The organism is Bacteroides cellulosilyticus (assembly GCF_020091405.1).
Taxonomy (GTDB): domain Bacteria; phylum Bacteroidota; class Bacteroidia; order Bacteroidales; family Bacteroidaceae; genus Bacteroides.
In genome coordinates this window covers 705,099-717,970 of record NZ_CP081903.1, presented here as the reverse complement: position 1 = coordinate 717,970, position 12,872 = coordinate 705,099, and the positions used below count along the sequence as shown (strand labels likewise).

10 protein-coding genes are annotated in these 12,872 nt (G+C 42.2%); 3 read left to right on the top strand and 7 right to left on the bottom strand.

Features of this window, described 5'->3' with window-relative positions; genetic code table 11:
• Positions 1-26: 26 nt before the first annotated feature.
• From argR to K6V21_RS02470, 7 genes are all read right to left on the bottom strand, one after another.
• Positions 27-500, bottom strand: a complete 474-nt coding sequence (gene argR / locus K6V21_RS02500) for an arginine repressor (RefSeq protein WP_007210574.1) — start codon at positions 498-500, stop codon at positions 27-29.
• A 135-nt stretch (positions 501-635) separates the two neighbouring features.
• Entirely contained in the window at positions 636-2,723 is a 2,088-nt protein-coding gene (locus K6V21_RS02495) for a glycoside hydrolase 43 family protein (protein ID WP_224320761.1), read from the bottom strand.
• 25 nt (positions 2,724-2,748) lie between these two features.
• On the bottom strand, positions 2,749-4,119 hold the full coding sequence (locus tag K6V21_RS02490) for a glycoside hydrolase family 43 protein (RefSeq protein WP_224320760.1): 1,371 nt from the start codon (positions 4,117-4,119) through the stop codon (positions 2,749-2,751).
• A 119-nt stretch (positions 4,120-4,238) separates the two neighbouring features.
• Positions 4,239-4,406 carry a hypothetical protein gene (locus K6V21_RS02485; protein WP_224320759.1) on the bottom strand — a complete coding sequence of 56 codons (168 nt, stop codon included), beginning with the start codon at positions 4,404-4,406 and terminating at the stop codon, positions 4,239-4,241.
• A gap of 12 nt (positions 4,407-4,418) precedes the next feature.
• On the bottom strand, positions 4,419-6,143 hold the full coding sequence (locus tag K6V21_RS02480) for a family 43 glycosylhydrolase (protein WP_224320758.1): 1,725 nt from the start codon (positions 6,141-6,143) through the stop codon (positions 4,419-4,421).
• A gap of 3 nt (positions 6,144-6,146) precedes the next feature.
• Positions 6,147-8,150, bottom strand: a complete 2,004-nt coding sequence (locus K6V21_RS02475; protein WP_224320757.1) for a family 16 glycoside hydrolase — start codon at positions 8,148-8,150, stop codon at positions 6,147-6,149.
• 140 nt (positions 8,151-8,290) lie between these two features.
• Positions 8,291-11,059, bottom strand: a complete 2,769-nt coding sequence (locus K6V21_RS02470; RefSeq protein ID WP_408912640.1) for a two-component regulator propeller domain-containing protein — start codon at positions 11,057-11,059, stop codon at positions 8,291-8,293.
• 843 nt (positions 11,060-11,902) lie between these two features.
• Here K6V21_RS02470 and K6V21_RS02465 point away from each other — a divergent pair.
• From K6V21_RS02465 to K6V21_RS02455, 3 genes are all read left to right on the top strand, one after another.
• Positions 11,903-12,127, top strand: coding sequence for a hypothetical protein (locus K6V21_RS02465; protein WP_224320755.1), 225 nt, complete (start codon positions 11,903-11,905; stop codon positions 12,125-12,127).
• A 112-nt stretch (positions 12,128-12,239) separates the two neighbouring features.
• Positions 12,240-12,494, top strand: coding sequence for a hypothetical protein (locus K6V21_RS02460; protein WP_224320754.1), 255 nt, complete (start codon positions 12,240-12,242; stop codon positions 12,492-12,494).
• Positions 12,491-12,793 (top strand): type II toxin-antitoxin system RelE family toxin, encoded by a 303-nt coding sequence (locus K6V21_RS02455; protein WP_224320753.1) that lies wholly within the window; start codon positions 12,491-12,493, stop codon positions 12,791-12,793. The genes K6V21_RS02460 and K6V21_RS02455 overlap by 4 nt, the downstream gene beginning before the upstream one ends.
• Positions 12,794-12,872: the final 79 nt, after the last annotated feature.

Genomic DNA, 12,872 nt, shown 5'->3' with positions numbered 1-12,872 from the left:
TCTTCATTTTTAGTTCTTCATTTATATTATTTAATGTTCGGAATGATTTGCGACAGAAATTCGCGTACTTCGCCATGTGAAGCGGCTTCATGCACTACCAACATGATGGTGTCGTCTCCGGCAATAGTGCCCAGAATGGCGGGACATTCGCGGTTGTCGATGTCGTAGGCCATACTGCTGGCATATCCCGGTCGTGTACGGATAACGGCAATGTTACCGGAGAATTGCAGGGACACGAATCCGCTGGTCATCAGCATCTCGCTGGCACTCTGGTCATTGGAACGTTTGTACATGATGTTGTTGGGTAATACATATACGTATTTCCCGTTCATGTTTGCCGCTTTGGCAACTTTCAGTTGTTTCAAGTCGCGGGAGAGAGTGGCTTGTGTCAGTTCAAAGCCTTCTTTGCTCAGAGCTTGCAGCAGTTCTTCCTGAGAACTGACGTCCTTGCTTGAGATAATCATCTTGATAGCGTCTAACCGATTGGCTTTTTTCTTCATTGTTCTGTATAATTATTCTAAGAATGGCGCAAAAGTAGCGATAATTTTGGAAAGAATATGCATTAATGAGAGAAATTTTGTACTTTTTATACTATGAATGCTATGTTTTATGCATAAATCGGAGGATATATGCAATTATTTTATTTCCTGCCAGGAAAATACAGTCCCATCTTTACGGTTGGGTATAGTTCCGGGCCAGTCGGCAGAATAGGGTTCGTCTGTACGCGGATCTAAACCGATGAAGCGATTGGTCTTTAGGGATAGTAGCATACATTGTCCCCATAGCATATCCTGCCACATGAAGAGGCTGCCTTTCGTTTCTTTCTTCATTAGTCGGACATCTGCTGAGAGCCCGGCTCCAGTGACGGTGACAAAGCCTGATCCGTCTAATGCTTCAAGAGCTATACGTCCTTGTCCGCGGTCGTGTACACGGAACTGGCATCCGGTACCGTTGAACGTATTACTTCCCGGATAGGAACGATTCAGCATACCGTGGGGATTAGCCCAGACTTGCTCACCGTTTGCGAGATTGGTTAGTGTTATCACTTTGCCGAGAGGAAGATTTTTAGAGCGATCTGCCAATGGTTCCTTTACCTTAAAATTGTCGAAGTCGGCATAACCTCCCGCTTTTCCATTCGTATTGAAAGCAAATAAGGCATACCGTACTCCCTGGAAAGTCTTCATTTGATAACCCAGGCGCAGTTCGCCGCCGACTTCTTTGAATGTTTTGCCGTCTGTACTGAAACTGAGTGTTGCCAGGTCTCTATTGTAATCACCACTGGCACGCAGGTACACTTGTGGCCCGGATAATGGTTCGTCTGTAGACTGGTTCTTTACTAAGTCGTAAAATCTCAGGATGAATCCCTCATCAGTACGTACTACACCGATCCAATAATAGGGAACATTCAATAACCCAAGTCCGGCTACGTCACCTTTCTTTAAGGATTTGGCATTTAATTCGACGGTGGCGCTGGACTCCGGACCGATAGCGCGTTGAGTAAGTGTGTTTTTCGCATACATGAAGTTTTTGGCAGGGAGAGTGTGCAAGCGCAGTACACCTTTTTTCTCAGTGAGCGACCATTTCTTATCTACCGGAATATGGTTCCATTGCCAGATCGGTTTTAGTTTGGCAGACGAGAAATCATCATCACGCTGATAAGTTGTTAGAGGAGCTATATCCGTTCCGGTATCCGGTTTGAACCAGGTGCGTGGTGAGCGTCCCAGGTTTCCTTCCAGTCCGAAGTAGGGCCAACCATCTTTCCAGGTCACGGGTGAAAGGAAAGTCAGTCGTCCTGCGGATTTTACGTCCATCATTGAGAATCCCCACCATTCACCATTAGGCAGGTCGACGATGCCTCCCTGATGGAGCGTTACTGCACCGAAACCATTTTCAGAAGGGCGCTCAAATTCCATTGCTTCTCCTTCATTGGGGATGTTCGACCAAAAGCCATATCCTTTGGTCCACCAGCCACGTTGTGTACCCATGGTTTCACGATTGCTGATAACCACGGTTTCGTAAGGACCTTCCAGCTTGTCGGCGCGGGCGCATTGCATACGGCCTACGGGTGCATAGTCTGCACTGATGATATAATACTTTCCGTCTATTTTATAGAAATGATGCCCTTCTCCCATGGCATTACCTTTAGGGATGATTACTTTTTCACTACCTTCCACATAACCGCTGAAATCTGGTTTGAGTTGAATCAGATGTACTTCATCGTAACCATGTACTGCGTATATCTTGTCGTCGTCATCAAACAATATGCCCAGGTCGTAAATTCTGCCACCCATATTCTTGTGTGTCCAGGGACCGGCGGGATCTTTGGCAGAGAAGACTTGTAAACCGTGGTCATTTACGTTGACGAATACATAGAAAGTGCCTTTGTGATAGCGGATGGCAGGTGCCCATATTCCGTTTCCATAAATGCCTTTATCGCCTTCCAGATGAAAATCAGGTCCTAAATCGAGTTTGTCAAAGATATATGTTACGAACTCCCAGTTTACCAGATCTTTGGAACGTAGTAGCGGTAGTCCGGGCATGGCATGCATGGAACTGGCAACCATATAATAATCTGTTCCCACACGTATCAGGTCAGGATCGGTAAATTCATCGTAAAACAGAGGATTGGTAAAAGTACCATTGCCGTTGTCGGCTGTCCACGACTGGGCTTGTAACTGGCAAAATGCCATCAGGCCGAGGATGATAGAGAATATATGCTTCATGGTCATAATAAATAGAATAAATTAATTAATTTGAGGACTTTTCGGAGAACATCCAATAATCGAAGTTGAAAAGTTCGTGGGGAGTTTTACCTTTAAATATAAGGTATAGATCATGAATTCCTTTGACCGTCTTCACATGGGTAGCGTGTTGTTCCCAATTATCCCATTCTCCGGTATAGGGAATGTTTAAGGTGCCGATCACTTCACCTTCGAGTGAGTCGATTCTTAGTTCTATTTCTCCTCCATGATATCTGCTGGATGCGGAGGCGATGAATTGCGAAGTACCTTTCTGTCCGAAGTTCACATCACGTACCTTGATGTAATCGGTATTATGGATAGCGGTTATATATACACCTTTTTCTTTATCTGTAGCAGATGTAACGCCTTGTGCCCATGCTATAGTCTCAGCTTCAGTTCGTTTGTATGGATTGAGTGTACCTGTTCCTTTCTTTATACCTTCATTAGTCATGTGCATTTGCGGTATGGTTCCGTCGGGGTTGTAGGTGAATTGTTCCACACATACCGATCTGCAATAACTGTGTCCGCCGGGCAGCGCATCATTGTGGTAGAAGAAGTAGGAGTTACCTTTAAAATCTATTATTCCGGGATGGTTGGTATTACTTCCTTTTTCCAATGGCATTACGACTCCCCGGGCTTTCCAGGGACCTTCTGCGGTCCGGGCGGTTGAATAATGTATGGATTCCGGGAATCCGGCGGCATAAATCATATAATAAAGGTTGTTACGCTTATATACCCAGGGCGCCTCTGTGAACCTTCCCACAAAGGCGGTCTGGTCTTTGATGTCGAGTGCTGTGATTGAGCCGTCCAGAGATATCATATCTTTATTCAGTTTGGCCTGATAACAAGCCCCGTTTCCCCAATAGAGATATGCTTGTTTATTACTGTCGATAAAGACTGTAGGGTCAAGGTCATCCCAGGAGTGTTTGGCGGCTGTAGTCATATTGTTGGTTACCAATGCCTGGCCCAATGCATCTCTGAAGGGGCCATAAGAAGTATCTGCAACGGCTACACCGATGGATGAACCCGGACTGAATTTGTTTTGTGAGGATATATACCAATAAAACTTGCCATCCCGTTCTATGCATTGTGCGGCGCTGGCATCTCCGGCTGACCATTTGAAATCACTTGTTTTCAGAGGTGCTCCACAGTCCGTCCAGTTCACCATATCGGTAGTGGTATACAGGCGATATTCTCTCATCAGGTATGCGTTGGAGGGAGCGTCCTTTTCATCGCATCCCACATAAAGGAATAATGTATCGTTATACACCATTGGGGCAGGATCGGCTGTATATTTGGTTTGAATAATCGGATTTTGAGCCGTTGCCAAAAGTGGAAGGAATCCCAGATATAGGGCTAAAATGTTGTTTTTCATCATAATTATTATTGTTGATAGTTGCTTTTAATACAAATATTTATTGTGGATATTAATGTGTGAATTCCCAATAATCTATGTGGGCAAAGTCTTCTTTATTGCCTTTGAATACAAAGTACAGATCAAATATACCAGTGTTGGGAATAGCTACGTCCGTTGTATTCTATTCCCCATGGGTCGGCTGTATATCGTTGCCAAAACAGCGGATAATCCGCCTTGCTGATCGATGCAAATGATGCAAACAGTAATAAGCAGAAAAGTGATTTCCTAAGATAAAAAGTGGCTTTCATGATATTACATATTTATTGAATGATTTTGATTTCTTTTCCGATAGTAATGCCCGCTTCATTGAAACTGTCAATCGCAAAATAATAAGTCTGGTCGGCGTTCAATACATTAATGGAGACCTTGTTGTCTTCATATACCAGATAATTATGGTATAATTTGTTCTTCTGTGTACCGAACCGGATGTTGTATCCGGTAGCATCGTTGACTTTGTTCCAACTCAGATTTACGGTTCTGCGATTATCGCTGTTTCTGGTTAATTCCGTGAATTGGGCAGTTGCCGGAACCGGTTTATCCGCTTTCCCGAATACTCTTAAGCCGGAGATGGAAAACTTGCCGGAAGGGAAATAGATATTGGTTATACGGATATACCTGGCGTCTACCGGTTTGTCCAATTGGATGTAGTCATTGGGAGCATCTGCTTTGTTCTCTGATTTGTCAACTAACAGATTCCATGTAATCCCATCTTGGGAATCTTCTATCCGGTATTGGTAATATATGGAATCCGATTTTCCCAATGCGGTAGCATCCTGGTCGGCAAAGTTGATCTGAATGGCGTAGACTTTGGAGTTCCGGTCTAAATCAACAGTCATAAACTCTCCTTTGTCTGCGGTTTTTGCGCTCCACCATGTTCTGATATCTTCATTCACGGCATTCTCTGTAGGATATCCTTCCAATGTAGATGACGCTTCTACTTTCTTTTTATAAGATAGGAGCATCCATCCCGGAAATAAATCTTGTGGAGAAGATATTTTTTTATCAGGAACAAGCATTGGATAGTCTCCCCATGCTGTGTATGCATAAATATTCCCATCTTTGTCAAAGAAGGTTGGATATAGGGAAATCCTTCTTTCGAACATGTGCCTCCGTGAGATTGTGGAAGTACCGATATTCCAGTAGTTTCCATATAAATCCTGAAATGTGCTGCCATGTCCGGTTCCGTTGACAAAACCTTCGGGCTTATAAGAGAAAGGGTTATGTTCGAGTAAAGTGAATGGACCCAATGGATTTTCCGATACGTAGACTCCGTTGCTGTAACTTTTGAATTCGGTACCGGGTACTGCATATTGCAGGTAATACTTCCCTTTGTATTGGTTCATCCATGCGCCTTCAAGCCAGCAAGTGTGCTTGTAATTGGTATTATAGTCTCCGGATACTTCCCAACCGTATTTTTCAGCATTACTGTAAAATAAGGGAATGGCTTCCCCTTTGGGCATAAATGTTTCTTTATCCAATTCCATTCCCATCATGGGAGTGGCTGCGCCGGAACCATAGTATAGATATACTTTGTCAGTATCTGAATCGTAAAACAACATCGGGTCTGCCAGGATGTAAGGAAACTGATCGGTAACCAACTCCCATTTGCCTGATTTGGGATCAGAGCTTTTATAGATTTTGTTGGTGGCTACGGAGGCCGTGAAGTAGATCTCTCCGTCCATTTCCATAACGGTAGGAGCATACTTCTCGATGGGAAGGTTGTCAGTGGTTATTAAATCCCAATGAACAAGATTTGCTGAATGGAAATAACCGCCGGATTTAGAAAGGAAAAGGTAATATTCTCCTTTGTATTTTATCATACTGGGGTCTGCTGCCTCACGCCAGGACGGAGAGTCGAGTGAAAAACGATAACTTAGATTTACCGGATTACAGATTGTTTTGACCTTATTTTCTTTTTCCCTACATGCTGTCAATAGAACGGATAATAGGGAAAGTAGCAGAAAGAACTTGATTGTTGTTTTCATTTTCTATTTGATTTTTTCTATTTCAATATCTTTATAGATAGCCTCACAAGCTTTACCTTCGTGAATTTGTAAAGCGATGTATCCTGTCAGTGGAATTTTACCTATTTGTGCATCCGGGTGAGGGCAGTCAGAGAAAGGCTCGATGTAGTCCAATGTTTGTGTACCATTCAGCCAGATGCGGATACGCGGACCTTCACAACGGATAATATATGAGTTCCATTCTTTGGGATTATAGTCCGGGTTTTTACAGAGAGGCGTACCTAAGAAATCCCACCGGCGTTGCTCATCGTAAAGCGCTCCTTTTTTCCATGAGATAATGTCTGCCTGATAACCTATCATTTCATGTTCTTTGTTCTTTTCTGTTTGGGGTTGGCTACGGAATTGGATACCAGCGTTATATGAGTCATCCGCACAGTTAATTTTGAATTTCAGGCGGAGTTCAAAGTTACTGTATTCGCGGTCGGAACGCAGGAACTCATTTTTAGGAATATCCTTTTCTATGCTTCCGCCGATAATGGCACCTTCTTCTATGCGAAACCACTTCATGCTGTTGTCGCCGTTATTGCCAGTCCAGCCTTTGAATGTCTTTCCATTAAAGAGAGTTTTTCCCTTGAATACTTTCAGTATGTCCATTGGAGTGGAAATCGCTTTTTCCTTTGTTGGTATCAGTGAAAGGCATTGCACATCGGGCAGTGCTTCTTTGTGTACCAGTCTGCCTTTCTCATCTTTTGCTAAAGAGAGTTGGATGCCTTGGAGCTTAATATCTATTTCTCCTGTAACGGGAATATTTATGACGCCTAAATCCATCTCCCGGTATTCGTTCCAATTGTTGGTCGGCTGAATCAGTGCGGCAAGCTGCTGTTGTCCTGCCGTAACAGTTAGGGCGCTACCTTGGTAGGGTTCAGCATACTTCATGCGTACGATATAGTTCCCTTTTTTAGAGAAGGTGTTCCACGAAATAAGTTGATCCGTGTTATTCCAGCCATGTATCGTTGCTAATGTATCTTTGTCATATACCTTTAATCCGCCTTCTGTCCGGGCATTCTGTGCCCACAATTTTACGGTTTCATTCTTATTGGAGTTTTTCGCTCTCCTATTTCCGAACAATTCTTTACTGAGTTGATGAAGATAGCCCACACTGGGAGTCACGTATTTCAACGGTTCATCCTGATCCCTTTCATATTCGAATACGATAATGGGAGTAGCGCCTTTTTCATAAAGATAGGTTAGCAGTTCTTTGATTTGAGCTGCTCCTTCACCCAAGACTACATCTTTTCCTTCTTTGTCGCAACGGTCTACATCACGAAAATGAAAATGATACATACGACCTGCATCGGTGTAGCTTCTAACAGCCTCATATACATTGGTACCATCGCGCATAAAGTGTCCTACATCGACAGAAGCACCGATGTATTTACTCCTGTTTTTACAATCGGTCAATACATCCACAGGGTTCCAATAGGGCGAACCATGTGCTTTGGGGTGATTGGTCAGAAACATATAAACGCCATACTTTTGGCATAATTCGTCATAGAAGTCCATACTTCCCGGACCTTCTGCAATACGGACAGGATCGGTAGTCAAAGATATATGCCATTCTTTGCAGAATTGGAACAATTTCTCTGTTTGTCCGTTCTCAGCATCTTCCTTGCTTGGACGGCAGTAGAATGAAGTAAGTGTTATATCCTTCTCCAGACATTTATTCTTGATTTTTTGTTTAGTCTCTTCTGACATTTGCCATGGATTGAATCGTTCTTCTTTTCCTCTCTCTATGGTTTGCCAGATTGTAGCCTCTACATATTTCAGACCTAAATCCGCCGCTGCATCAATAGCGTCAAAAAGAGAGTACCGGGTAAAGGTGTAGGACTGAATACCTACTTTCCAACCCACTTTGTCAAAGTCAGATGCAATGTTTGTTTTTTTATTCTGGGCATATCCGTTGGCGGTTGCCCCGAAACTGAACAGCATTATTAATATAAGCTGTAGATGATGTGACATGTTTTTCATTCTGCTGATATTTTAAAAGTTCTGCCTGCAAAGTTAGGGGAGGAGACTGTGAAAGGGCTTTTCATTTTAGATATTTCATTTTGCATTTCAGATAAAAAAGGCCTGCATAATGGTCTCCGGACTTGTTTCTGAGGATTTTCTTAGATTTCGGTAGGTGTTTTACCGAAATAGCTCTTGAAGGCACGGCTGAAATAGCTGGGGCTTGAGAAACCTGAAAGTTCGCTAACTTCGGTTACAGTATATTGTCCGGATTGCAGAAGTTTGAGAGCATGGTTCATCTTTACAGTCTTGATGAAATCGGAAGGGGACTGGTCCGTCGATGTTTTAATTTTCTTATATAGAAGTGAAGAACTCACATTCATGGCTGCGGCAAATTCTTCTTTGCCAAATTCACAGTTGGCAATGTTTTCATTGATGACGGTTATTGCCTTGCTGACAAACGGGTCGTTGGGCTTGACTTGTAGTGCAGGCTTTTCTTCCCGGATTTCAGATTCCATTTGTGCCATTCTTTCTTGCATGAGTGCCTGGACAGCATCGGCAATAAGTCTGTCATTGGTACTCTTCCGCTTCAAGCGGTTCGAATAACTTCTGAAAGCATAAATGATATAGCAGATGGTGCATAGGCCGATGATAGCTGCAAACCACCAGGTTTTCCAGAAAGGAGGCGTGACGTGTATGTTCAGGCTGCGTTCATCAATCATTTGTGATAGGGAACTGTCGTACATCCTGATATGTAATTTGAAGTTCCCACCCGGAAGGTTGGTATAATTAATAAAGTGAAGTTCCGAAGGGCGGCTCCAGTCTGCGTCCATCCCCTCTAATAGCCACGAGAATTTCATGTTTCCTGAAGAATTTCCTATTGGAAGCAGCTCTAACATGAAATTGTTCTGAGTGTAGTTTAAGGAAAGATTCTTCTGTTGATTGACGGGAGTATTGTTTAATAAATCGGGAATTGTGCGTATGGAGCGGCCTGCTACGGTGATATTCTGGAAAAAGATATTTCCTTGCGGAGGGGTTTCCTGAATCAGTTCCGGCGCAAACATGATTGCACCGTTGCTTGTTCCCCAGATCAGCTTGCCATTCTTCAGCCGCGTACAGGAGTTGACGCAGAAAGTCGTGGTTGAAAGGGAATAGATCGATGTGTAGGGTTGGATTGTATTATTTAAGATATTGAGCCGGCACAAGCCTCGTTCTGTACCGATCCATAAGAAACCGCTGTCAAATAAGATACTGTTCACATAGTTGGACGTCAGGCCGGATTCCGTTGTAAATCTCTCTGTTTGTTGTTTGTCATAGTCATATCTTATCAGGCCGTCTCTGCAAGTGGCAACCCATATTGTATTGCCGGTTACTACTACGTCCTGAGTCAGACTGCCTTCAACTAATGTTTCCACTGTTCCCTGATTTTTATCCAGCAGCAACAAACCACGTGAGGTTGTAAGCAACAGTTTTCCCGGAGAAAGTTCGGCAAATGCGCTGACGGGCCGGACCGGATATTCACGGAAACGATCTTCTTTTACCAGATAACAGGATAGTTTTTGGTTGCCGCCTATCCACACGTCTCCTTCTTTATCCACGAAAAAGTCAAAGATGAAATCGCCAGTAAAGCCGGGAGTGTTGGTCTTGGAAGAGTAATGTTTCAGTGTTTTTCCGGTTTCCCGATCCAACAGATAGATGCCGGAAGAATAGCTTCCTGCCCAGATATGTCCCCGGTTATCTTCGCATAGAGATAAGAATACCTTTGCCTGTTCCGATTTATTCTGGTAATAATGCTTCCATTTGTTGGATGCTGCATCCCAGCGGCTTAAACCGTTGTTTGTAGCAAACCATATATGCCCTTCGTGATCTTCAATAATCTGGTTGACGTAGTTGTTTCCTAAGGAGTTTGGGTTGTTTATCTGGTAAGTGACCGGTGTGATCTGGGAATTGTTGTTTTCAAAGAAAGACAGCTTTCCGGTGAATGTGGCTATCCAGTTTTTTGAACCGTCGCAAAGAATATCATATACTCCGTCACCCCGGAGTGAAAAAGGATTGTTCAGGTCCTCCTTATATATATGGAGAATTGTATCTCCTTTTTCGCTGATGTTCCAGATGCCTTGTCCGTCAATACCAATCAGAAGGGTGTTTTTGGCATCCTTCCTGATAGCAAGAATGGGTTGCTTCGGAAAGTTTCTGATAGGGATATCTGATAAAGATTTCCGGATGATGTCATAGTAGAAAAGCCCGGCCGATCCGGTTCCAATCCATAGACGTTTTAGCTGGTCATCATAGTACAGGCTGGATACCTGAAAGAAATCTTCCGTAGTGTTTGAATAAAGAAGCCGGCTCTCTGATGTCGAAATATTCAGTAGTGAAATGCCTGCCGATGTAATATAGAATAAGTGATTGTCATCATAAAAAGTGAGATGCTTTATGTCCTCTTCCGTTTGTGGGATTTTTGTAAGTATGTTATTCTCATATTTAAAAAGCCCGATCGAGGTAGCCATCCAAAGTACATTGCTTGTATCGGCAACGATGGTTCCTATTGTAATGTGGCTATTGTCGGTTTCTTCCCGCAAGTCTGTCAGGAAGAAGAACTGGTCTGTAGGCTCGTCATAATGAAATATCTGGCCGTTATTGGTGTAGGAGAACAGTTGTGAATTGCTATAAGTCAGCTTTACGAATACAAAATCTGTGGTTCGGCAGGGAAGTTCATAATTGCGGCAGTCGCCTTCAGTCACTCTTAAAATGCCGGTTTTGGTGGAGGTCCAGATAAAACCATACTGGTCTTTACAGATGGAAAATGCTTCTCCTGACGTGATGCCATAGGTGTCACTGATGTTGTAGAATTTGGCATTGGTAGAGAAAGAGTTCAAACTTATAGAAAGCAAGACAAACAGTAGCAGTTTGACTCTTTCTTGTAATATCATTTGGAACTTTTTCATTAAAGGAGCATTCTTTGTTTAGAAATTCTGTAGCAAAGATAATAATTTAAGTTTCGCAAGTTGCCTGTATGTTATTAAAACTGTCTCAATTCCCCTCTGATTCCCCCGTTATCGGGGGAGAGAACAACACTTAATTTGTTAACCGCTAGCCCGGCATCTCCTAAGTTTCTTTCTGCCGAAGATTAACATGCTTTCCTGCAAATAACTATTCTTTCCATCATGGAGAAAGTTTCTTTCCACCACGGGGATTCTTTCTTTCCACCGTGATGGAAAGAAAGAATCTCCGTGGTGGAAAGAATAAATAGATACTGCGTTTCTCCTTAGCAGTCGTAGGAAAAAGAGATAAAAGTGGCGGTCCTGTTACTTAGCTCTTGTGATTCTTCTTTTTCAGAGAAATATAGTCGTCTTTCCAGCTATACATCTCCCGGTATACTTTGTATATTTCAGAGGGGGGGAAATTGATTGTAACGGATATGGAAAATAGAAAATAAAATTTGTCGTATCTTAAATCTATATCTTTTGATATTTTGTGTATCTTTGTTGCATATTTCTTCAGCGGTGAAGAGGTATGTTTTATGATTTGGAGATCATTTTATTATTCGTAATTCAAAAAGTCTGGTAAATTTTTAAAAGCACGGATAATAAGTGAAGGTCTCCACGTCTGAGTTGCATATAACTTTGTTATATACATTCTGGCGTGGAGCTATTGCTTATTATTTGCTTGCGGGTTTACCAGAGCCTTTGAATTAAATAATATGTTAATAGCTCTTACGCCACTTTTATTATAGAGGTATGGGGGTGATATCAACCTTTAAAACTTATAACACGATGGATGAACCTTTTACTTGCACCTGCCAGATGAAAACCGACTTAGAAAACTCAGCCGATGTATTTTCCTTTTTTAAAGAGAACTACCCTTTACCCGGTATTGTTGATAATCTTAATAAACTTTCCAATAAAGAGTTACGCTGTGCCTGTTGCCTGATGGGGGCTGCTTTACTTAGCATCTCCCGAAAAAAAACGATTTGGGGCTGGCTGAAGATGAAGGACTAATGGTTTGTATGAAAATGTAAAGAATCAAAATGGTCCTTGTTTAAACGTAAACTTTCAGATGCATTATTGTATATCTCATATATATGATATATATTTGCTAAAAATAAGACTTATGGATACATCATTATCGAATGCAAAAAGAAGAAAGGTCATTGATATACCAGAACAAACGTTCAGGACTTTATCAGTGAGAGCAGCGGCTTCCGGAACTAATCTGAAAGCTTTTATTGAGAAAATGTTAGTAGACTATGCAGATAATGCAGATGATTCGCATTTGTATGCTTATTTATGTGAGAAACGTCCCGAAGGAAAAGATATGCTTAACGAAGAAGAAACGAGATCCTTTGAGGATTGGTTAAGATTATGAAAGTTGAATATTCTAAAGACTTCGAAAAGACGGTTCGTAAACTGTCGGGAAAACTGCTTGATTCTGTGAGAGAAGTGATTCGAGAGGTGAAAGAGGCTGAATGTATAGAGCAGATTACAGATTGTAAGAAACTAGTCGGATATGATTTTGTTTATCGGATTCGGATAGGCAATTACCGAGCTTTTTTTATTTTTCATGTAGAAGTAAAAGACGATACAGCGAAATTTAAATATCTTGTTCCCAGAGGGGAGGCTTATGCAAAGAAAAGTAAGGATGGTCTTCGGAAACATGACATCTGAATCATTGCAAGTCTTTATGGAAACGACAAAAGCAATAAGAAAACTATCAAAATATAAAGAAGGGGTTTCGGTGGAAACC